24 protein-coding genes are annotated in these 20992 nt (G+C 64.6%); 13 read left to right on the top strand and 11 right to left on the bottom strand.

What is annotated here, in order from left to right; genetic code table 11:
* Positions 1 to 14: 14 nt before the first annotated feature.
* Genes sctT through ACZ9H4_RS34910 form a run of 8 tightly spaced genes read right to left on the bottom strand, consistent with a single transcriptional unit; the run spans position 15 to position 6260 of the window.
* Positions 15 to 824, bottom strand: coding sequence for a type III secretion system export apparatus subunit SctT (gene sctT / locus ACZ9H4_RS34945; protein WP_408148693.1), 810 nt, complete (start codon positions 822 to 824; stop codon positions 15 to 17).
* Positions 821 to 1351 (bottom strand): hypothetical protein, encoded by a 531-nt coding sequence (locus ACZ9H4_RS34940; RefSeq protein WP_408148691.1) that lies wholly within the window; start codon positions 1349 to 1351, stop codon positions 821 to 823. The genes sctT and ACZ9H4_RS34940 overlap by 4 nt, the downstream gene beginning before the upstream one ends.
* A 48-nt stretch (positions 1352 to 1399) precedes the next feature.
* Positions 1400 to 2761, bottom strand: coding sequence for a type III secretion system ATPase SctN (gene sctN, locus ACZ9H4_RS34935; protein WP_408148689.1), 1362 nt, complete (start codon positions 2759 to 2761; stop codon positions 1400 to 1402).
* Positions 2758 to 3651 carry a type III secretion system stator protein SctL gene (gene sctL / locus ACZ9H4_RS34930; protein WP_408328454.1) on the bottom strand — a complete coding sequence of 298 codons (894 nt, stop codon included), beginning with the start codon at positions 3649 to 3651 and terminating at the stop codon, positions 2758 to 2760. Before sctL ends, sctN begins: the two co-directional genes overlap by 4 nt.
* Positions 3648 to 4352 carry a type III secretion protein HrpB4 gene (locus tag ACZ9H4_RS34925; RefSeq protein ID WP_408148685.1) on the bottom strand — a complete coding sequence of 235 codons (705 nt, stop codon included), beginning with the start codon at positions 4350 to 4352 and terminating at the stop codon, positions 3648 to 3650. The genes sctL and ACZ9H4_RS34925 overlap by 4 nt, the downstream gene beginning before the upstream one ends.
* Before the next feature lie 34 nt (positions 4353 to 4386).
* The gene (gene sctJ / locus ACZ9H4_RS34920) at positions 4387 to 5235 is read right to left on the bottom strand and encodes a type III secretion system inner membrane ring lipoprotein SctJ (RefSeq protein WP_408148683.1); all 849 of its coding nucleotides are present in this window, start codon (positions 5233 to 5235) and stop codon (positions 4387 to 4389) included.
* Between the two features lie 2 nt (positions 5236 to 5237).
* Positions 5238 to 5654 (bottom strand): hypothetical protein, encoded by a 417-nt coding sequence (locus ACZ9H4_RS34915; RefSeq protein ID WP_408148681.1) that lies wholly within the window; start codon positions 5652 to 5654, stop codon positions 5238 to 5240.
* Positions 5655 to 5678: 24 nt separating this feature from the next.
* Positions 5679 to 6260: an HrpB1 family type III secretion system apparatus protein gene (locus ACZ9H4_RS34910; protein WP_408148679.1), complete on the bottom strand. Its 582-nt coding sequence runs from the start codon at positions 6258 to 6260 to the stop codon at positions 5679 to 5681.
* Positions 6261 to 6596: 336 nt separating this feature from the next.
* Between ACZ9H4_RS34910 and sctU the strand changes: the two genes are divergently transcribed.
* The 11 genes from sctU to ACZ9H4_RS34855 all read left to right on the top strand — a co-directional run bounded on the left by sctU (position 6597) and on the right by ACZ9H4_RS34855 (position 16059).
* Positions 6597 to 7721, top strand: coding sequence for a type III secretion system export apparatus subunit SctU (gene sctU, locus ACZ9H4_RS34905; protein ID WP_408148677.1), 1125 nt, complete (start codon positions 6597 to 6599; stop codon positions 7719 to 7721).
* Positions 7722 to 7755: 34 nt separating this feature from the next.
* Complete coding sequence (gene sctV / locus ACZ9H4_RS34900; RefSeq protein ID WP_408148675.1) at positions 7756 to 9813, top strand: type III secretion system export apparatus subunit SctV; 2058 nt, start codon at positions 7756 to 7758, stop codon at positions 9811 to 9813.
* A gap of 30 nt (positions 9814 to 9843) precedes the next feature.
* The gene (gene sctP / locus ACZ9H4_RS34895) at positions 9844 to 10575 is read left to right on the top strand and encodes a type III secretion system protein SctP (RefSeq protein WP_408148673.1); all 732 of its coding nucleotides are present in this window, start codon (positions 9844 to 9846) and stop codon (positions 10573 to 10575) included.
* Positions 10572 to 11750, top strand: a complete 1179-nt coding sequence (gene sctQ / locus ACZ9H4_RS34890; RefSeq protein ID WP_408148671.1) for a type III secretion system cytoplasmic ring protein SctQ — start codon at positions 10572 to 10574, stop codon at positions 11748 to 11750. The genes sctP and sctQ overlap by 4 nt, the downstream gene beginning before the upstream one ends.
* Positions 11737 to 12387 (top strand): type III secretion system export apparatus subunit SctR, encoded by a 651-nt coding sequence (sctR, locus tag ACZ9H4_RS34885; protein ID WP_408148669.1) that lies wholly within the window; start codon positions 11737 to 11739, stop codon positions 12385 to 12387. Before sctQ ends, sctR begins: the two co-directional genes overlap by 14 nt.
* Positions 12388 to 12396: 9 nt before the next feature.
* The gene (gene sctS / locus ACZ9H4_RS34880) at positions 12397 to 12660 is read left to right on the top strand and encodes a type III secretion system export apparatus subunit SctS (RefSeq protein WP_408148667.1); all 264 of its coding nucleotides are present in this window, start codon (positions 12397 to 12399) and stop codon (positions 12658 to 12660) included.
* Positions 12657 to 13700: a hypothetical protein gene (locus ACZ9H4_RS34875; protein ID WP_408148665.1), complete on the top strand. Its 1044-nt coding sequence runs from the start codon at positions 12657 to 12659 to the stop codon at positions 13698 to 13700. Before sctS ends, ACZ9H4_RS34875 begins: the two co-directional genes overlap by 4 nt.
* Positions 13701 to 13811: 111 nt before the next feature.
* The gene (locus ACZ9H4_RS34870; protein WP_408148663.1) at positions 13812 to 14870 is read left to right on the top strand and encodes a type III secretion system protein; all 1059 of its coding nucleotides are present in this window, start codon (positions 13812 to 13814) and stop codon (positions 14868 to 14870) included.
* Positions 14871 to 14897: 27 nt separating this feature from the next.
* A complete protein-coding gene (locus ACZ9H4_RS34865) occupies positions 14898 to 15161 on the top strand; it encodes a type III secretion system protein (RefSeq protein WP_408148661.1) in 264 nt (87 codons plus the stop codon).
* A gap of 192 nt (positions 15162 to 15353) precedes the next feature.
* The gene (locus ACZ9H4_RS34860; protein ID WP_408148659.1) at positions 15354 to 15518 is read left to right on the top strand and encodes a hypothetical protein; all 165 of its coding nucleotides are present in this window, start codon (positions 15354 to 15356) and stop codon (positions 15516 to 15518) included.
* Positions 15519 to 15603: 85 nt separating this feature from the next.
* Positions 15604 to 16059: a CesT family type III secretion system chaperone gene (locus ACZ9H4_RS34855; protein WP_408148657.1), complete on the top strand. Its 456-nt coding sequence runs from the start codon at positions 15604 to 15606 to the stop codon at positions 16057 to 16059.
* 35 nt (positions 16060 to 16094) lie between these two features.
* Here the strand turns inward: ACZ9H4_RS34855 and ACZ9H4_RS34850 are convergent, their stop codons facing one another.
* Genes ACZ9H4_RS34850 through ACZ9H4_RS34840 form a run of 3 tightly spaced genes read right to left on the bottom strand, consistent with a single transcriptional unit; the run spans position 16095 to position 19586 of the window.
* A complete protein-coding gene (locus ACZ9H4_RS34850) occupies positions 16095 to 17618 on the bottom strand; it encodes a secretin N-terminal domain-containing protein (protein ID WP_408148655.1) in 1524 nt (507 codons plus the stop codon).
* Positions 17615 to 18370, bottom strand: a complete 756-nt coding sequence (locus ACZ9H4_RS34845) for a response regulator transcription factor (protein ID WP_408148732.1) — start codon at positions 18368 to 18370, stop codon at positions 17615 to 17617. The genes ACZ9H4_RS34850 and ACZ9H4_RS34845 overlap by 4 nt, the downstream gene beginning before the upstream one ends.
* A gap of 49 nt (positions 18371 to 18419) precedes the next feature.
* On the bottom strand, positions 18420 to 19586 hold the full coding sequence (locus ACZ9H4_RS34840; RefSeq protein WP_408148653.1) for a sensor histidine kinase: 1167 nt from the start codon (positions 19584 to 19586) through the stop codon (positions 18420 to 18422).
* A 289-nt stretch (positions 19587 to 19875) separates the two neighbouring features.
* On the opposite strand from ACZ9H4_RS34840, the gene ACZ9H4_RS34835 reads away from it, so the two are divergent.
* Positions 19876 to 20046 (top strand): hypothetical protein, encoded by a 171-nt coding sequence (locus ACZ9H4_RS34835; protein WP_408148651.1) that lies wholly within the window; start codon positions 19876 to 19878, stop codon positions 20044 to 20046.
* A gap of 26 nt (positions 20047 to 20072) precedes the next feature.
* Entirely contained in the window at positions 20073 to 20966 is an 894-nt protein-coding gene (locus ACZ9H4_RS34830; RefSeq protein ID WP_408148649.1) for a glutamate/aspartate ABC transporter substrate-binding protein, read from the top strand.
* Positions 20967 to 20992 lie beyond the last annotated feature (26 nt).

The raw sequence follows: 20992 nt of genomic DNA, 5'->3' as shown, positions 1-20992 counted from the left end.
CGGCCGAAGCCGTGTTATTTGACACCGGCGAGCGCGCGCAGCTGATCGCCGATATGCAGCAGGGCAACCTGGTCCTTCACCTGGCCGATGAACACACCCATCATCAACGCGAGCAGCAGAACCGCTAGGGCGCCCTTGACGGGCTGTGCGAGCGAGATCAGGTCGAGCCGCTGCGCCACGCGCGACAGCAGGCCAATGCCGATGTCGACCAGCAGCAAAAGCAGCACGGCCGGCGCCGCCAGCTTGGCGACCGAGACCATCAGCGAATCGGTCTGCGCCATCACGAACGTTTCGATGAACGCGGCCGGCACTGGCGTGACGCTTGCGAGCGGCCACCAGCGATATGTGTCGAACACCGCGCCAAGCAGGAACGTCATGCCGCCGAGCGTCCAGAACGCGACGATCGCGCATTGGATCAGCAGCGTGGAGGTCAGCGTGGTCTGCTGGCCGAGACTCGGGTTCGAGATCTGCACGTTGTTGTAGCCGGTCAGGTCGTCGATGTATGTGCCTACGGCTTCCGCAACCCAAAATACCGGCGATGCGACAAACGCGATCACGAGGCCGATCAGCACCTCCTTGACCGCGACCACCGCGAGGAATGTGCCGTGCATTTGCGGCATCAGCGCCTGCTGGCCCCATGCGATATAGGTTGCCCACAGGATCACCAGCGAGTTGCGGATCTGCGTGTTCAACACGTTGCCGCCGGTCGGAGGGAAGATCGTCAGCAGAACCAGAAGGCGTACGCCGCAGAGCGCAATCAGCGTCAGAAACTCGAGCAGCGTACCGCCCAGAAACGGGATGCCGCTCTGAAACACGTTAGTCATCGCGACGCCTCCCGCACCGGCTTGCCCGCCGCGGCCTCGCGCGCGAGCTTGCGGCCGACGAACGCTTCTTCGGCCTCCTCGTCCTGCAGGTCGTCGGCGCGCATCTCCGCCTCCCGGCGCAGGCCGTCGATGCGCGCGTCGCATAACTCCACGCGGGTGTCGTGACGCACGATGTCGAGCCTCGTCGCGGCGAGCTTCGCCTCGATTGCCGCGACCGCCTCCTGCAACCGTTGCAGCATCCCGAGGGCGGCCGTGCGTTGGGCGAGCGACTGTGCGAGCGTCTCCTGCCAGCTCAGCATCTCGTCGATGCGCACCGCGCACCGGCCGTCGAGGAGGCTGTCGATGCGCGCCTCGATCCGCTCGACGTCGCCCGTCGCGCGTGCCACTTCCTGCCGCTGCGTCGCGACCTGCGCGTTCGCCTCGTCGCGCTCGATCTGCTGGTGCGCCAGCGTGTCGCGCAGTTTGTCGCGCGCCCGCTCGAGGCGGCGTTTGACCATCGAGAACGCCTTCAGCTGCGGCGACGTCATTGCCCTTCTCCGTCCATTTTCATTGCGTGGTCCGCCTTATCCGCGTCGCTAGACGAGCAACCGGTGCAGGGCCGCGAGCGTCTCCGCGCGCGTGCTGAATTCGTCGGTCCGCTGGCACAGGAACTGTTTGATTGCGTCGATCTTGCGCACGGCTTCGTCGGCGACCGGATCGCCACCAGGCCGGTACTCGCCGAGTTGCAGCAGCGTCTCGATCTCCCGATGCCTGGCCAGCAGGCGGCGCACGTGGCCGGCGGCGTCCATGTGCGCGCGATCCGTCACCTGCGGCATCACCCGCGACAGGCTTGCCATTACGTCTATCGCCGGATACTGATTACGCGCCGCGATCTCGCGCGACAGGATCATGTGGCCGTCCAGAATGCCGCGCACTTCCTCCGCGATTGGATCGCTGCCCGACTCGTCTTCCGCGAGCACGGTGTAGAGCGCGGTGATCGAGCCGCGTTCCGACAGGCCTGCGCGTTCGAGCAGACGCGGCAACTCGGCAAAGATCGACGGCGGAAAGCCGCGGCGCGCGGGCGGCTCGCCCGCCGCGAGGCCAATCTCGCGTTGCGCGCGCGCGAAGCGCGTGAGCGAGTCCATCATCAGCAGGACGCGCTTGCCGGCGTCGCGGAAGTGTTCTGCGATTGCCGTCGCTGCATACGCGGCCTTCACGCGTTCGATCGACGAGCGGTCCGATGTGGCGCACACCACGATAGAGCGCGCCATGCCTTCCGGCCCGAGAATCTGCTCGACGAACTCACGGACCTCCCGGCCGCGCTCACCGATCAGCGCGATCACGTTGAGATCGCAACGGGTACCGCGCGCGAACATACCCATCAACGTACTTTTACCGACGCCGGCCGGCGCGAAGATGCCCACGCGCTGCCCCTCGCCGAGCGTCATCATGCCGTCCACCACGCGCACGCCCGTATCCAGCGGATGCTCGAGCAGCGGGCGGCTCATCGCACCCGGCGGAGCCGCATACAGCGGTGCTGAAGCGACCGTGCCGAGCGGGCCGCCGCCGTCGATCGGCTGTCCCATGCTGTCGACCACACGGCCGAACAGCGCGTCGCCGACCGGGACCGACATGGGGCGCCGCAAGCCGACGACCTGGGTGTCGCGCGACAGATTGTCGAAGCGGCCGAACGGCGACAGCAGCGCGGTATCGCGCGAGAAACCCACCACCTCGGCGTACTGCATCAGCTCGTCCTCGCCGCTGCGCAACTCGCACAATTCACCGTAACGCAGGTCGACACCGCTGACGCGAATCAAGGTGCCGATCGCTTCCATCACCTTGCCGCGCGTCGCGAGCGGCTGTGCGGAGCCGATCTCCTGGCCGATTGTTTCGGTAAGGTGGATGAGCTGGTCGAGTTCCTGATCGGCGACTGCGCCGTCTTGCCGCGCCGAGCTCATGCCCACTCCTCCTGCGGCTTCCCGGTATAGGCTTCGTTGCTGGCTTCGACTTCCGCGGCGGGGGTCGCCGAGGTCGCCGAGGTTGCTGGCATCGCTGGCACGGCTGACACCTCCTCGCCAGTTGCCGCGATCTCCGCAGCATTGGCAGCGCCTGCAAGCTCCGCCGCCTCCCCCACTACCCGGCGCAATGCGGCCTCCACCGCAGTGCGGACGGCGTCGACCTGCACCTTCAGACTGGCATCGACAGAACCGATGTCGGATTCGCACACGCAGGCGCCGGGCTCGAGCGTACGGTCCGCCAGCACCGTTAATTGCACCGGCTGGCCCCGCTCGCGCCATTGCGCGACGGCATGCGAAAACCCTTCGACGGCCGCGTCGCGCTCATCGGGATGAACGCGCACCTGCAAACAACGGCTCCCCTCGATGATCCGCTCGACGACATCCGAAGCGCGCGCGAACAGCGCCGCAGGCTCTTCGTTGACGACGATCTTTTCGACCGCGCGCACGACCAGATCCGCGACCCGCTGACGCAACGACATCTGCAGTTCGTAGCGTTGTGCCAGCAATTGCGCGGTGCGCGTGTACCACTGCGAGAGCGCCTCACGGCGTCCCGCGTCGTAGCCGCGTTCATGAGCCGTGTCGAACTCGCGGCGGGCTTCTGCGCGCAGCGCGTCGGCGTCGGCACGCGCGGCGTCGCGCATTGCGTCGCCCTGGGCGGCGGCCTGCGCGAGCACGTCGGCGTGTTGCTGTTGCAGCGCCAGATAGCCTTCGTCCAGTTCCACGAGCGACGCGAGCGCCTCGCGCGGCACCACGTCGCGGTCGACACCCACGCCAATGCTCGCGCCGTCGGGCTTGCGTTCGCTATTCGGTTCCCTGAGCCAGATGATCATGTCGTGCTCCATTGCGCATTCACATTTGCATAAAAGTCGCCAAGCCGCCGTACGACGTTCAGACTCTCGTCGCTGTAGCAGCCCGTACTGCTCGCGGTGAGCCAGCGCGGCGGCAGCGCGTCGCGAGGCCATGCATAGCGCAGCAGACCGCCCGGCGTCGACGGCGCGCACAGCCCGCTCGCGCTGAAAAGACAGAACCCCTCCCAACTGAGCGCGTAATCGTCGAGGCTGTCGAGCGGCTCCATGCCATGCTCGCGGATCAGCCGGTCGGCCGCCGGCGCATGCGGTATCTCAATGAGCCAGCGCAGCGCCGCGGCGCCGGCGCGTCCGAGCCACTGCGTGACTTTCTCGCGGCTCTCCCGATCCACCCAGTAGCGCAATTCCGCTCGCCGGAAGTGCAACGCGCGCAGACACAACGCGGCAAACGCGTCGTCGAGCGGCAGCGCGCCTAGCAGTGCGGCATCGGAGCGAAACGCGTTGAAGGGCGGCACCGGCGAGCCTGCCTCACTGAGCCACGCGTCCAGCGCGCGTGCCCGTTGACGCGAGCGCGCAGCCGTGGCCCCCTCACCCGCCTGCTGGACGCCGCCGAGCCACCCAGGGTCCATCCAGTCGAACAGCGTGCTGCGGTTCGCCTGGTATTGCGCGAGCCGGCGCGCGAGTTCGAGCGCCAGACTGCCGTGCCTGTCGATGTCCGTCGTCATGTGCTCATTTCCGCGTTGCCCGTGCAGTCGTTCATCAACCGTGCGCGCCGTCGGCCGGCTTGGACTGTTTGAAGAGCCCGGCCGACAGTCCCGCGCCGATCCGCTCCTCCGTCCTGAGCGTGGGCTCCGCGGCCGCGCTGCCGGCGTCGGCGCCAGCTCTGGCGCCGCCCGTCTTTCTGCGCAACCAGTTGAACAGCAGCGACAGCGCCGCGAGCACGAACACGACGATAGCGACCGTTCGCATGACCGGACTGCCTGCATCGGTCCTTGCGACGGCGTCGAGCGGATTGCCGGCGACCGCCGTCAGGCTTACCTGGTCATACGACAGACCCTCGACGCTGTGCACCACCAGGTTCTTGATCTGCGGCTCGAGCGTGGTGAGGTTGGCGGTCGGCAGATACTTGATGAACACCGACGCCGACGACGGTTTCACTGTCGTCGCGAGCGGATCGTTGTCCGGCAGCACGATATGCACGCGCGCCACCACCACGCCGTCGATCTGCGAGAGCGTGTCCGACAGTTCCTGCGACACGCCGTAGATGAAGCGCACGCGTTCTTCGGTCGGCGTCGAGACGAGGCCGTCCTTTCTGAACAGCGCGCCAAGGTCGTCGTACTTCTGCTCGGGCAGACCGTGCTCACGCAACACGTTCATCGCCTGCACGATCTGGCCTTCGTCGACCTGCGCACTCCAGGTCTTGCCGCCGTCGCCGGTCACCTTCTTCGCGTCGATACCGGCCTGCAGCAGCGCGGCCACGATCTGATTGCAGGCATGCTCGCTCAGATTGCCGTACAACTCCTGCTTGCAGCCGGCGAGCGTCAGGCAAAGCGCCGCCACGAGGCAAAGCGACGCGCCGCGCCGGCCAATACGGTTAGCGAGGTTCATGGTCACTGGTTCTTCATGAGAGTTTCGAGCGCGCCCTTGGACGACTCCACGACGCTGATCTTCATCGACATGTCCACCTGCAAGCTCGTCGTCTCGATCTGCATCTGCATCGACGACGCCGCGATCTCGTTCAACGTCATCTGATTGGCGTTGTTGAGCATATAAAGCGCGTCGTTCGAGACTGTCTGGAGCGCCTCGTCCTCGCTCAGCACCAGCTGCGAAGCGAGCGAGCCGGCGTGGCTGCCGTGCGGCTGCGGCGGCGCCAGCACGCCGCGCTGCATCATCTGTTCGAAGCTGGCGACCTCGTGCGGCGCGGCATGGATTGGCGGCAGCGCCGCGCCAGACGCACCGGCGCCAGCGCCGGCCGCGCCTTGCATGAGCATCTGCGGCAGTTCGAGCATGGGTAGGCTGAGATTCATTTTCTACTCCGGATCGGATCGCGCTCAAAGACGCAGGTACTGACCTTCTTCAGCGTTGGCGAAAGAAGCGTGCGCCGACTCACCTTCGACCGCCTCGTTCGGGTGACGGATGCCAAGCCGCTCACGCAAGCGGCCGAGCGATTCGGGCACCTGGAACGTGCCGGACGCTTGCGCATCGAGCTGCGCCTGCTGCAGATCCGCGCGCAATTCGATCGAGTCGAGCAGCAGGCGCGCGTCCTCGGTGAGACTGCCGTCGTCGTCACGCATTTGCCCGGCGACGATGCGCCAGTCGGAATTGCCACTCGCGTTCAGGCAATACGCGAGCATCGCCTTGCTGCCCGGCATGCACTTGCCTTGCGACGCAAGGCCTTCGAACACCGCTATCGCGTCGATCCAGTTCCGATGCACGATATGCACGAAGCCGTCGTAAAGCGTCAGTTCGGGGCGGCCGAGCCGCAGCACATGCAGCGCGTCGAGCAGATGCTCGGCCTCGTCGCTACCCATGCGCGGATTGGGAAACTGGTCGAGCAGCGCAAGCCGAACGACTTCGCGCAACGCGCTCACCAGCTTGTTGCTGCACTTCGCGTATTCAGGTTTGCCGTCCATGTCTGTTTCGCCTTTGAAGAAGTGAACAAATGAATATCGTCGACGTGCTCAAGGTAGCAAACCCGCAGCGGCCCACCCATGCGTCGGGGCGAAGCGACCCTCAGGATTGCGAAGCCTACAGAGCCGCGAAGTGTGCCTCGGCGTATTCCGTTCATTCGCCATGAAGCGGCCCGCGCCATGTGTCGCGCCGCCTTGTCGCTGATCGCTGAACCCGCTTCGGACTGATCAGCCGGTCTTCGCGCGCCGCCCGTCTTGCTAGACGCTGTTCACCTATCGTCGAGCCATGCGTGAGAAACGCAGCGTGCCCCCGGGACCGGGCGGCCTAACGGAAAGCTCATGAGCGACGAAAAAACCGAACAGCCCACCCGGCGCAAGCTGAAGGACGCGCGCAAGAAAGGCACCGTGACGAAAAGCGGCGACCTCGTCGCGGCCCTGCTCGTGCTGGTGGTGATCGCGATCTGCAAGTTTGCCGCGCGCCCGCTCCTCGACGGGCTGCATCAAACGGTAAATCTCGCGCTCGATTTCTGCTCGACCGACCGCTCCACGCAGGCGCTTGCCTCCGCTCTGATGCATATGCTCGCGACCGGCGCGATTGCGTGCTGCGCGGTGAGCATTGTGGCGATGCTGACCGCCGCGCTCGCGATCGGCGCGCAAGTAGGCGTTCAGGTCGCCTTCGATCCGGTAATGCCTAAGTTCGATCGACTGTCGCCCGCGACAGGCTTCAAGAAAATCTTTTCGAAGCGCTCGATGATCGATCTGCTGAAGATGACGATCAAGGCGCTGGTGGTCGGCGTTGCCTTATGGAAGACGATGGTGTCGATGTTTCCGCTCATCACCACCGCCATGTACGAGCCTCTTGCGCTGCTTTCCTCGATCCTGTGGAGCGCGCTGCTCAAGGTGCTGTTCGTCACCGCCGTGCTGTTTCTGGCGATCGGCGCCGTCGACTGGAAGATCCAGCACTGGCTGATGCTGCGCTCGCAACGCATGTCGAAGGACGAGGTGAAGCGCGAGATGAAAGAGCGGGAAGGCGAACCCAAGCTCAAGCGTGAGCGGCGCAAGCGCGCGAAGGAAATGGTCAACGGCGGCGGCGACCGCCAGGCGGCTGTCGCACGTTCGAACGTGGTGGTGGTCAACCCGACTCACTATGCCGTCGCGCTGCGCTATGCGCCCGACGAATCGCCGTTGCCGGTGGTGCTGGCTAAGGGCGTCGATGCCGACGCACTCGAGATTCGCCGGCTCGCCGCGCAGTTCGACGTGCCCATTGTTGCCAATCCGCCCGTTGCACGCGCGCTCCACAAGGTCGACGAACACGCGTCGATCCCGCCGGAACTGTTCCAGGTGGTAGCGGCAATCCTGCGCTGGGTGCAGTCGATGCGGCCGCCGCCCGTGCCTGAGTCCGTGCGCGTGGCGTCCGCTGACGACACCGCGGGCGGGGAGGCACCTCTTCACGACCCGCGATGAATCACGAGTCCCCTCGAAGCCCCTGGAGCCAAGCATGCTCAAGACCCTGAAGTTCCCCGCCGGCGGCGAAATCGGCATCGCGCTGGTGGTCGTCGCGATCATCTCGCTGATGATCCTGCCATTGCCTCCGGAAATAATCGACGGCTTGCTGTCGGTCAACATCTGCATCAGCGTCGTGCTGCTGATGGTCACCATGTACGTGCCGTCGATCACCCAGATTTCGTCGTTCCCGTCCGTGCTTCTGTTCACGACGCTCTACAGGTTGTCGCTGAACATCGCGTCTACCAAGTCGATCCTGCTGCACGCCGACGCGGGTCACATCATCGAGAGCTTCGGCGAACTGGTGGTCGGGGGCAATCTGGTGGTCGGTCTGGTGGTGTTCCTCATCATCACGACCGTGCAGTTCATCGTGATCGCCAAGGGCTCGGAACGGGTCGCCGAGGTCGGCGCGCGCTTCACGCTCGACGCGCTGCCGGGCAAGCAGATGAGCATCGACGCCGACTTGCGCGCGAACCTGCTGACGCCCGACGAAGCGCGCCGCAAACGCGCGCGGCTAGCGGTCGAAAGCCAGCTATACGGCGGCATGGACGGCGCAATGAAATTCGTGAAAGGCGATGCGATCGCGGGCCTCATCATCACGCTCGTCAACATGGTCGCGGGCATCGCGGTGGGCATGGCTTATCACGACATGAGCGCGGCCGACGCGGCAAACCGCTTCTCGATTCTGTCGATAGGCGACGCGATGGTCTCGCAGATTCCATCGTTGCTGATCTCAGTGGCGGCCGGCGTGATGATCACGCGCGTGTCCGACGAGACATCGGAAAAAAGCGGCCGCTCGCTCGGCGACGAAATTTTGCGCCAGGTAGGCGGCAACTCCCGCGCGATGTACTTCGCCGCTCTGCTGCTGCTCGGCTTCGCGGCGGTGCCCGGTTTTCCGTGGGAACTCTTTCTGCTGCTGTCGGCGGCTCTCGCGTTCGCCGGTTACAAACTGGCGCGGCGCCCGGACGGCAGCGCCGCGCAGCAATCAGGCAAGGCAGTCATGGCGCTGCAACGCGCGGGCTCGAAGGGCGACGCGCCGACCATACTCAAGCACGCGCCGCAGTTCACCAGCGCGCTCGGCGTACGGCTCGCGCACGACCTGGCCGAGCGTCTGTCGCCCGCTGCGCTCGACGCGGCCTTCGAATCACAACGCACCGCCTTGCAGGAGGAGATCGGCCTGCCGTTCCCCGGCATCACGATGTGGACCGCCACCGATCTGGAAACCGGCGAATTCGAGATCCTCGTGCAGGACGTGCCGAGCGCGCGTCTGCGCATTCCGCAGGGCAAGGTGATGGTGCCGGGCGCCGCGTCCGACCCCGCGCTCGCCGCGCTATGCGAGAAGGCGGGTCCGGCGGGCGGCATGCCGGACAGCTACTGGGCGCCCGAACGCCAGGCGCCGGGCGGCGCGGTGCTGTGGCGCGCCGAACAGGTGATCGCAAACGACACCATCGGCCTGTTGCGGGCTCGCGCGAAACTGTTCCTCGGCATTCAGGAAACGCAGTGGGTGCTCGACCAGTTGGGCGCGGAATATCCGGGTCTCATCGCCGAAGTGCAAAAGGCGTTGCCGCTGCAACGGATCGCCGACGTGCTGCGCCGCCTGCTGGAAGAGAACGTGCCGATCCGCAACGCACGAAGCATCATGGAAAGCCTCGTGAACTGGGGGCCGAAGGAAAAGGACATGCTGATGCTCACGGAGTACGTGCGCGGCGACCTGTCACGTTTCATCGCCTACCGGGCGAGCGGCGGCGCGCCGACTCTCGAAGCAGTGCTGTTCACCAACGAACTGGAACAGCACATCCGTCAATCGATCAAGCAGACACCCACCGGCAACTTTCTCGCCCTGCCGCCCGACCAGGTTCGCGCGCTCGCCGAGCGCATCGCCACCTATGCCGGCGACACGGCGCGCAGCGACGTCGCGCTCGTCACGTCGATGGATATACGCCGCTATGTGCGGCGCATGATCGAGGCACACATCCCTTGGCTGCGCGTCTACTCGTATCAGGAACTCGGCGAACATGTCGAACTGCGTCCGCTCGGACGTGTCGCGCTGTAAGGAGCGGCCATGGACGGCTCCCCGATTACATTGCGCATTCTCGCGCCCGACGACGATTCCGACGGAAGCAGCCGCCACGCACCGCGCGCGCGTATGCGGCGCGGTATCGACTATCGCGAACTCGTTCGAGAGGCGCGCTTGCGCAGCGAACGGGCCGCGCTACGCGAGGCGCTGCGCGCGCATGGAGAACGGCCGCCGCCGGCCGGCGCTGCCCCCGAGCGCGACGGCCGCGACATCGGGCCGTACTGCACGGCCTCAAGCGCCGCCGGTGGAGTCGCCGCCTGCGTGGACGAGCGCGATGAACCTGAAGGCGAAGATGAAGACGAGGACGACCTTCTCATGAGCGGCGCCGACGGCACTAATCCACACGCGGCTCTGGCGCGCGCGCAGGCGCGGCATGAGGCCCGGGAACGCCGCATCGAGGCACACGCCGCGCCGTTCGTCGCCGCGCTTGGGATCGAGCAGTTACGGCTCACCCAACTGATGAGTTTCGTCGCCGCGCACGTCGCCGATTTCTGCAGCGACGACGCAGTGGTGGAGAACGGCAACTGGAGCTTGACGCTGAAGCTCGACGACGCATTGCTGCCCCGCTGCATGCTGCATCTCGATCTTTCGCGTTTCTGCCTGACGCTTCGCTTCGACGCGGCTTCGAACAGCACCCGGCAACTAGTATCCCGACATGCACACGTACTGAAGGAACAGTTGACCAACCTGCTCCTTCAACTCGATACACCCCGGGACGTGTCGATCGAAACCGCGTGAGCGCCTTCCGATTGCCCGGCGAAGAAAACTCCCTTCAACCGATTAACGAGTATCTGGCTCGTCTCTACATGGACCGCACAGCGACTTCCGCACGTCACCTCGTCAGCTCGTTGCATGATTCCGCGATCGCACTTCCCTCGATCGATCCCGCCATCGCCCGCCTGACGCGGCTTTTCTGCGACGGGCGCCTCGAGGAGCGCTTTCGCCAGGCGCTCGACATCGCCGATTGGCATGTCGGTCACGGCATCGGGGACGGCGGCCCGCAGAACGCCTGCTGGATCGATCTGCAATACGAAGGCGGTCTCGCCTCGATCGGCCTCGATCCAGCGCAATATCCCGCTCTGACCGCGGCGGCAACCAGCGTCGCCCACGATGACGCGTCCGCGACGGCTCCGCTGCGCTGCGCGGTGGCCGCGCTACTGCTTGCGCCGCTGATCGATGCACTCGACACACTCGGCGCGCCCGGTGTAGGCGTCGCCGCCTTGGGCCGGCGAGCCCCGGACGGCCCGACGCTCGACGTGCGCTTCACCCGTCACGCGCAGCGTTTCGAATGCCGACTCGGCAACGTCGATACCGCCTGGCTCGATCTGCTCGAACGCCAACTGCGCGCGCACCGGCTGCCCTTCACCCAGCGCGTGAGCGGCATCCGCGTACCCGGCTATCTGATCGTCGGCGACAAGAAGCTGCGCATCGGCACGCTGAACCGGCTACGCTCCGGCGACGTGATATTGCGCGCGCTCGCCCCCTCGCTGCGCGGCCTGGACGGCGCGAGCGGGCCGGTGGCGGACCTCGAGCTTCGCTGGGGGCCGCCAGGAATGCATCAGTTCGTCGCACGCGCGACGCTCGACGGCAAACAGCTTGTCATCAACAGGGACCCCGACATGACCTACCGCAACGATCGCAGCGACCTGCCCGCCATGGAACCGGACGTGGGCACTTCCATCGACGAACTCGACTTGCCGGTGAGATTCGAAATCGAAACCGTGACGCTGCCGCTGGTTCAGCTGTCGGCGTTACGTGCCGGCTACGTACTCGAATTGCCAGGCACGCTGCGCGATGCACGTGTGCGGCTCGTGTCCTACGGCCAGCTGATCGGCGTGGGAGAACTCGTCAGCGTCGGCGAACAACTGGGCGTGCGCGTCATCGAGATGTTCGGCAGCCATGACGCAGATTAACGACCTCACCGCGCTACTCGTCGCGGTCATTGCGATCGGCCTGATTCCGTTCGTCGCGATGGTCGTGACCTCGTACGCGAAGATCGTCGTCGTGCTCGGGCTGTTGCGCAACGCGCTCGGCGTGCAGCAGGTGCCGCCGAACATGGTGCTCAACGGCATCGCAATCCTGGTCACGCTGTACGTGATGGCGCCGATCGGCATGAGCGCGGGTGAAACGATGCGCCACGAGACACTGGCGTCCTCGCCCGCGCAGGTGATGATCCAGGCGTTCGGCGCTTCACAGGAGCCGTTCCGGCAGTTTCTGAAGAAGCACTCGCGCGAACGTGAGCGGCTGTTCTTCCTGCGCTCAGCGCATGTGATCTGGCCGCAGGCTCTCGCGAACGAATTGCGGGAAGACGACCTGATCGTGCTGGCCCCCGCCTTCACGCTCACCGAGCTCGCCGACGCGTTCAAGATCGGCTTCCTCCTGTACATCGCGTTCATCGTGGTGGACCTGATCATTGCCAACGTACTGCTGGCGATGGGGCTCAACCAGATCCAGCCCACCAACGTCGCCATTCCGTTCAAGCTGCTGCTGTTCGTCGCCATGGACGGCTGGTCAACCTTGATTCACGGCCTCATTCTCACCTACAAATAGGCGCGCCTCATGAAAACGGAAGATCTGATCGGCCTCACCACCCAGGGGCTGCTGCTGTGTCTGTATATCTCACTTCCGGTGATCGTGGTGTCGGCGCTGTCCGGGTTGATTGTCGCGTTCGTCCAGGCGGTGACGTCGCTACAGGACCAGACCATCTCGCATTGCGTCAAGCTGTGCGCGGTCACCGGAACAATCGTGCTGACTGCCGCGTGGAGCGGCTCGACCATCCTGCGTTTCGCGATGCGCCTGCTCAGCGTGGCCGTGCCGACATGAGCACGGCCGATCGCTACACGCCTGCGGGCGCGGCAGTTCAGGAAACCTCCGCAGCGGAGCACGAGGGCGCCATTCATAGCCGCAGGCATGTTAGCCGTATACCGCGGTCCTACCGCAACAGTCTGTTCCGGCACGCCAGTGGCCCCGCGCCGCATCATCGAGCGACCAATGCGGTTCAACTGGAACATCTTCTGCATGGTGCGAAGTCGCCGACGCATGCGCCGGGCAAACACGACGAGCGCGGACAACCCCAGCATCAGCAGAAGCACAAGCAACAGCAGCCGCAGGACCAGAATCAGCATCAACGCCGCCGGCAGAAGCAGAGGCCGTCACCCGAGCATCCGCAGCGCGGCCCGCATCGTCCGGTGCGCACGTTGCGGTGGCACGTGGCTCACGCCGCACGCGATCTGCCGACCGCACAAACAGGCGCGCTTAGCCGATGGCCGGACCAGCGCGAAGGCAACCACGGCGACAGTCGTGATCAAAACCGCGACGAGCAACGTCCCGGTGCGATGAGGAAACGCGTTCTTGCGCTCGGGCGCATCAACACGGCCGGGCGTACCGAACTGCAGACAGTTGCGGCACGCACGCACGACCAGCCGCTCGTGTATGTCGACGCAATGCGCGAGGCCCTCATCCGGCAACGTTGCGCCGGCCATGACCCGCACGCCGTTACCGAGGATGTGCTGAAAGCGCGCACCCTCGCGCTCGACTACACAAAGACGGGCTACGACGACCTGCAAGGTTTCCTGCGCGATTTCCTGCGCTTTAGCGCCGGCAGTGGGGCAACTGGCGCGCTGACGCCGCTTTGCGCGTTTCACGATCTGCGGACCTCGAGCCCGACTCTGCGGCAACGCTCGCTGAGTCAGCACAACGCGCTCGGCATGTCGCGCTGGCGTGTCGCAGACGGCAGCGCGACCGGCGCGATCGCGCCGGAGAACGAATCGAGGCGCGGCACCAGCCATGCACAGGCATTTGACAACGATAGCAGCGCGGCAGCCGGCGTTCCGCGCGGAAGCGGTTCGGGGCCTGCGTCATAGCTTCGCAATCCGGATTGAATACGACCGCCGCTCGCGTAATGTTAAGCCTGCAACGCCGCGATGCACCACGGCCCGGCGAACGTGAAGACTGCCTACTGAACGAGAGTTCCAATGAAGATCCTGCGCATCCTGACCGGCACCCATGCGGGTATTCAGGCGCGCCTGACGCCGGGTCGCTACCGGATCGGCAAGGCGGACGACACCGACATCTGCATCACCGACTGGGACGACGACGAAGTCGTCATCGAACTCGACGAATCCGGCGTGATCAACGCGCGGCGTTCGAACGCGTCCGACGCCGATCAGTCGGTGGTGATGATTCCGGATTTCGTACCGTTTCCGTTCGGCACCACGGTGCTGTGCTTTGGCGGCGAAGACGCGACATGGCCGCCCGATATCCAGTTGCTCGCCAGCATGTACAACGGCACCGGCGTGCCAGGGGCGCCGCCCCACGGCGCGGGCGCGCCGGATGCAGAGACCGGCGCAAGGCAGCGTGCCTTCGGGAGCCGCCGGCTACGCGTGGCGGGAACCGTCGCGCTGGTTGGCGCGCTCTTCATCGCGGGCGGCTCCGTGCTCGCGAGCGTCCTGTTCGGCCAGCCGTCCGTAGCGGTTTCGCACTCCGCGCCCGAGGTCGCCGCCACGTTGCGGCGGCAGTTGCACGAAGCCGGCCTCGACGGGCTGCGGGCACGCCCGCAAGGCGGCACTGTCGTGGTCGACGGCATGGTAGACGACGCATCGCAAGACATCGCCGCGCGCTCGATCCTGACGCGAAGCGGCTTTCATGCGATTGCCCGTCAGTACGACGTCGCGCATGCGGACGTCGCGAGCATCGACGAACTGCTCGCCACCGACGGCATTCACGTGAGCTATGGCGGCAACGGCGTATTCCAGGTGGCCGGCGTCGTGCCCTCGCTCACGCGTTTCGAGGATGCGCTCAATCGCTTGCGCGCGGACCTGGACGGCAACGTCAGGCGGCTCGACATCGACGTGACGGAAGCGCCCGCCGCGTCGACGGTGGTCTACACGGCCATGCTCGAGGTAGGGAACACGCGCTACATGGAGACCCAGGACGGCGTGAAGCACGTCTTCGTAGCGGGCACAGCCAATGCCGCGAGCGGCCCGCGCACGTTGCGCGAATCGATCACGCCGAGCCACGGCGATGTTCATTGAAACCAGTCTCACTCAGGAGAAAAAACCATGTACGAAGCACTGGAAGCCCTCATTGACGACATGAACCGGCTAGAAACCACGCTTGCGCGGGGTCACGCCGGCGCAAGCGTGGCCTCGATCGCCGCCGCATTCGAGGACTGTGCGCAACGCGTGAGCGATGCCACCTCGGCCGCGACAGGCGAAACCGAACGCGCGGCGCTGCAAAAAATCTATCGCGGACTGATCGCGGGCCGGCGGATCGTGCATCAGTTGAACGAACTCGCTTTGACGGACATGGCAGTCAGTCATTGAGCCGGTGTCAGCAAGGAAGTGGCAGCAAGCGGGCCGGCGCCCGCCGCAGTTTCTGTAGTCCGTAGTCCGTAGTCCGCAGTGCGCAGTGCGCAGTGCGCAGTGCGCACTGCGCAGTTTTTGTTGTTGAACCCCGGTCGTTTCAGGTAGGTCTTTGAAGCTGGTCTTTTTAACCTTTACCCGTTGGAGGCAGTGATGTCTTTTGGAGCCGCAGCAGGCATGGAAGCAATGATGTCCACCATGGTGCCCTTGATGATCGAAAGCACGATGATGCAGTTGATGATGTCGCAAATCCAGATGGTCAGCAACATCGCCAAGACCGGCGCGCAGGACGCCGAAGAGGATTCGAAGAAGGGTTGATGTCCTCGCGGATTGTGCAAACGCGGTCTGCGCCGCGTTTGCACTCCGGACAGTCATGAAAGCGCTGCGCCTCGGGTGAGTCGACATGAGCATCGAACGATTTGCGGAAGTGCTGCGCGACGCGTGTGGCGTCGTCGGACTGCCCGATGCGGATTACGTACTGGAAACGCGCATGATCGAAGTGGAAGGCTTCGATGTGCGGCTTGATCATTTCGAAAACGACCCGGAAGCGATGTACGTGAACTTCCATTACGGCACGGTCACCGCTGGCCGCACATTGGTCATATTCCGGCTGATGCTGGAAGCGAACCTTCTGATCTACGCACAGGACCAGGCGCAGCTGGGACTCGACTCGCGGACGGGCGGCATTATCCTGATTCTGCGTCTGCCGCTCACGCCCGACGTCGACGGCACCGTAGTCGCCGATCTGGTGACCCACTATATCGAACACGGCCGCTACTGGCGCAGCAACATTATCGAATCGAGCGACGAGATGTTCGCGGGCATCGTCAATGGCGACTATCACTGGCTGCGAGCCTGAGCGAGGCAGACGTGCCCAAACCGTCGCCGTGCCTTCTAGTCCGGCAAGAGCCGCGGCACCAGTACGGCGACCCAGGCCAACGGCGCTTTGACTGCCTGTTGCGCCACGCCTGCCTGAGCGATGGGCGGCCTTTCGATCATCAGCAGGCCGTCGCCCGGATCGAGCGCCATGCGCACCACGTCGATATCCGCCCCGTGCCATTCGACCGCGAGCACCACCGGACCGTGCCCGGACATGGAGGCTAGCGAAGGCAGGATGCGCACCGCGACGTCGGCGTCATGCCGCGCGTTGCCCGCCAGCTTGTAGCGGCCGCCGGGTGCCTCCGGGCCGGACGGCGATGCTTCCGGGAGTTCGCTTGCACCCGCATCGACGGCAACCGCGCCGGTGGAAGCAACGGGCCGCTGTGCCTTGCTTTCGTAGCCTACCGCGACGCCGTCGACACTGAGCAATTCACTATCCGCGAGGACGCGCGCGCCGCTCGCATGACGTATCGCATCGGCTGCGGTTTTCACCGACGCTCCCTCCAAAAGCACATGGCTTGCGTCCGACATGCCGAGCGCGCTCAACGTCTCAGGACGCACCGCGGCGATCAGCAACCGGATCCCGACAAGTTGCTCGGGCCGGTCGAGCGCCGCCACGGCGTGCGCGTCGTCGTCGAGTCGCGGCGGACGGTCGCGAATGAGCACGGCGTTCGTGCGCGGATCCGCGGTGATGACCGGTAATGGCGCTTCATAGTCGATAACGTCTGCCCGGATGTCGCCGTGCGGATCGAGCACGCTCGCGGCGCGGCTTGCGATCCCGAGCACCACGTTGCTCCTGTCGTTGGTGAGCGCGGTGCGATCGGTAGCGGTCCCATACCGGAGCGGCACGATTCGAACCGAGGTTTTCACCCGCCTGCGCGCCGCCGTTTCCAACTGTTGCGCGGCACGCTCGACCAGCGACAGATACGCCGCGGGTGCACGCAGGGTAACGAGTCCATGCGCGGGGGCGTCGACGCGCAGCGGGAAACGCGGGTCATCGTTGCCGGTCCGCGCGAGAAGCGCGCGCAAATCCGCGCTGCTTGCATAGTTGAGGCGAAACACGCGCGTCGGCTGGGCGCGCGCTGAGTCGACATGCAAAACAGTGCCGTCGTAAAACCAGGCGAGATCGAACGAGCGGGCAAGCACTTCAAGAAAGCGCTGCGGCGGCATGTCGAAGCGGCCTTCGACACGGCCGGTCAGTTGCGCGCCGCACGCCACCGGCACTTGCGTTTGCTGAGACAGATCGTGCAATACGTCCACCAGCGGCGTGCCGCTCGTCGAGTAATGCAATTGCGCGGCATGCCATGCGGGGAGCGCAATGCGACCGCAAGACTCGCGTTCGCATAACCGCGATGCATGGGCTGCATGGGCCGAGCGTTTAAGGCGCGCTGCGGGAAGCGGCTCGGCCGCCTTGGCCGTGTTCGCAGTCACGGCCTCGCGCCGCGCGCCGTCCGGATGAGCGGAGCCGGCCGCAACGCCGGCACTCCACAGCCAGGCGAGCGCCAGCGCAATGCACGGGCGCGCCACGATGCGCGTCAACGCTTCAATGCCAGGATTTCATCGCCGCCGATGTCGACCATCTCGGACGGCGCCGGCGCTTCGCTCAAATTGAGCCGATAGCCCTTACCGTAGACGGACTGGATCACCCAGTCGATCTGCATGCTCTTCAGGCTCGCGCGCAGGCGGCTCACGTACATGTCCACCGAGCGGCTCTGCGAACTGCCGTCCCAGCCCCAGACGACCGAATGCAGGTCTTGCCGCTGCACGACGATGCCGCGATGCGACGCGAGATGCCACAGCAGATCGAACTCCTTGGCACCAAGCGTATGCACGATGTCGCCCCGGCTGATAGTCAGATTTGCCCGGTCGAGCAGATACTGACCGACGATCATCCGGCGGCGTTCACTGCCCGCGGTCTGAAATCGCCGTAACAACGCGCGAATACGCGCGAGGAACACGAGTCTGTCGACCGGCTTGACGAGGAAATCGTCGGCGCCCGTGTCGAGAATCCGGACGATCTCCTCTTCGTCGGAATGGACTGTCTGGAAGATCACGGGCACGGTGGAACGAGAGCGTCCACGCACCCAGCTCAGCAGCTTTTCTCCGGACATGCCGGGCACGTCCCAATCGAAAATCATCAGGTCGGCCCAGTGGTCCGACAGATGGTTGCGTGCATCCAGCCCGTCGTTGAACGCCTCGACCTGATACCCCTCGGCCTTCAGCCACGAGACCAGCACCGCTTGCTGGATCAGATCGTCCTCCAACAATACGATTCGAGTCTGATTACGCATCATAATTGCACTCCGACGGGGTGCCTCCCTATACCATCGGCGCCCTCTATCAATCGGAACGGCCACGCGGCGGGCGCTCGAACGCCGCATGGCCCAAGCCGCCGGTACGCGTGCCGACCGGCGAGCGTGGCCCGGTTCGGTGCAATGACAGACGCGGCAAGCGCACCACAAAATCCGTTCCCGCATCGCGATTTGCTTCGGCATGCAAAGTACCGCCGTGCAATCCGACGATGCGCGCGGACAGCTTCAAACCAATCCCGAAGCCGCCAATGGACTTGGGGCCGAGCCCATCGAAATCGGTCATTGCGCCGCCCGCGGATAAGCCCGGCAAACCACCGGCTTCATCGCTCACAACGATAACGGCATGCTCGGCGGTGATCTTTAGCGACACCGTTACACGACCGCCGGCTCGCGATGCCTGGATCGCGTTGTCGATCAGGTTCTGCAATGCGCGCATCACGAACACCTGCACGCCGCTCATCCACACTGCGGGTTCATCGGCAATCCATAGACGCAGTGCGACATTGCGATACACAGCCGCGACTTCGAGCTTGGGAATCACGCTGCGCACCGCGGCGCGCAGATCGAAGCGGCAGAAGTCGCGGTGGCGCAGTGCGCCCGCCACGGACGTGAAGATGAACTGGTCGCCCAGCGAAAGCGCATACCGCGCGAGTTCGGCAATGCGTTGCATGCCGCCGCAGTCCTCGAAGGCCTGCGGGTCCTGTTCGTGCAACTGCGTGAGCGCCACGATCGAATTTTGCGGCGAGCGCAAATCGTGGGACAGGAAGCGCAACGATTCCGCGCGATTGGTCAGCGCCCGGCGCATATCGGTCATGTCGGACACTCGCAGCAATGCCGCGACCCTTCCAGCATTTTTTGCCGGTTCCAGCCGCAGCCATAGCCAGCGATCGGTAAGCGCGACTTCTACGCCCTCAGCGAGAGCAAGCGTTGGCGACTGGTCTTTCTGTCCTTCGTCCGACGGTTCATGCGCGGGCTCAAGTTCTGGAATCAGCGCGCCGAGCGCTGTCCCTGTTTCGATATGGCGCCCTAACAGTCGCGCTGCGCCGCTCGTCGCAAAGAGAACCTGATAGCGGGCGTCAAGGGCGATCGTGCCCCACGGCTCGCTGTCGAACAGCGTTTGCTCTTCGCCTTGAGCCACGTTCCCGATGATGGCTGCCGGCACAGCGTACTGGCCAGAACGAAGCAAGACTGACATCTCCTCTTCCTCGATCATTTAGCAGATCATAAGTGAACAATTGTCAGATCATATAGCGAAACATTCCGTAATGAGCCATGGCTCGACAGGCGACCCGGCTCTCTTACAAACGCATTTCAACACCGCGAAATGCGTGGCTTGTTCACGATCATGGCATTGTTGCCGCCAGCGCCGAGTCGATAACGCGAAGCAGCAGGCCGCCATGCGAACGCCGCATACTCCGATGCGGATGCCGCATCGCGTCCGATTTTTGGCGCCGCTACAGTGCGGCGAGGCATGACGCGAACGGATGTCGACGTCCCTCACGCGCCGCTCGATGGGTACCGTGGCCCGCGTCGGCAACACGCGCGCGATGCCGCGTTCCGAGCAAATGCTGGTTCGCGCCGGCTGCCGCAGGCGCGAACCGTTCGGTCCGATCCGGCTCGATGCCGCACAATGCGGCGCACGCCGCTTCGAATAATCTGCTGAAGTCAAACGGGGATATACATGAAACAAAAAGCTCTGCTGTCCGCACTGACCGCTGCATGGCTGCTGATTGGGGGCACCGCGCACGCCGCCGAACAGGCGACGCTCGACAAGATCAGGAGTTCGGCGGTGATCAACCTAGGCGTGCGCGAATCGTCCATTCCGTTCTCGTACTACGACAACAACCAGAAGACAATTGGCTACTCGCAGGACATCGCGATGAAGATCGTCGACGCGATCAAGGCGAAATACAACCTGCCGAATCTCACGGTTCGCCTGATCCCGATCACGTCGCAGAACCGGATTCCGCTCGTGCAGAACGGCACGATCGATCTCGAATGCGGATCGACGACTCACACCTTTGCACGCGACAACCAGGCGGCGTTCTCGACCAACATCTTCCTGTACGGCATTCGTTTCATCACGAAAAGCAACTCGGGCATCAAGGATTTCGGGGATCTCGCGGGCAAGGTCGTCGCGACCACGGCGGGCACGTCGGACGAACGGATGCTGCGCATGATGAATGAGAAGGACCATATGAACATGGAGATCATCAGCGCGAAAGACCACGCGGAATCGTTCCTCAATGTGCAAACCGGACGTGCGGTGGCTTTCGTGATGGACGAGCCGTTGCTCTATGGAGAACGCGCCAAGGTCAAGAATCCCGAGGACTATGCCGTGCGCGGCACCCCGCCCGTCACTGAGAACTATGCGTGCATGATGCGTAAAGACCCGGAGTTCAAGGCCTTCGTCGACAACGTGATCACCACAATGGAAACCTCGGGCGAGGCCTTGAAACTCTACGACAAGTGGTTCACGCAACCGATCCCGCCCAACAACATGAATCTGCGCTATCCGCTCAGCCAGGAACTGAAGGAACTGTTCGCTCATCCCAACGACAAGGCATACGATTAACTCGCGTGTAGTCGTCCGCGCATAAA

It is taken from the genome of Paraburkholderia sp. TE9906 (assembly GCF_056279605.1).
Note: the sequence above shows the minus strand (reverse complement) of the source record. Positions and strands in the feature narration are given on the sequence as shown.